Source organism: Psychrobacter sp. S1-30-MNA-CIBAN-0213 (assembly GCF_040309845.1).
GTDB lineage: Bacteria > Pseudomonadota > Gammaproteobacteria > Pseudomonadales > Moraxellaceae > Psychrobacter.
This window is the reverse complement of sequence record NZ_JBEOPE010000071.1, coordinates 1-272: the sequence shown is the minus strand read 5'-3', so window position 1 is coordinate 272 and position 272 is coordinate 1. Positions and strand designations below refer to the sequence as shown.

1 protein-coding gene is annotated in these 272 nt (G+C 41.9%); it reads left to right on the top strand.

The features are described 5' to 3' along the window. A partial coding sequence (locus AAEY87_RS13990; RefSeq protein ID WP_502945484.1) for a beta/alpha barrel domain-containing protein occupies positions 1-272 on the top strand: 272 nt, incomplete at both ends.

Genomic DNA, 272 nt, shown 5'->3' with positions numbered 1-272 from the left:
AATAACTGGTTGCTTCAACCACATGACGTGTTTAAACGCAGCCCGGTAGTTCCGGTCATGGTCATTAATAAAATTGAACATGCTGTACCTTTAGCAAAAGCCTTAGTGGCTGGCGGAATTAGTGTTTTAGAAGTTACTTTACGTACTCCTTGTGCGTTAGAAGCGATTGCTAAAATTGCTAAAGAAGTGCCTGAAGCATTGGTAGGCGCAGGGACTATTTTAAATGAAGCTCAGCTAAACCAAGCGGTTGCTGCTGGTTCACAGTTTATTAT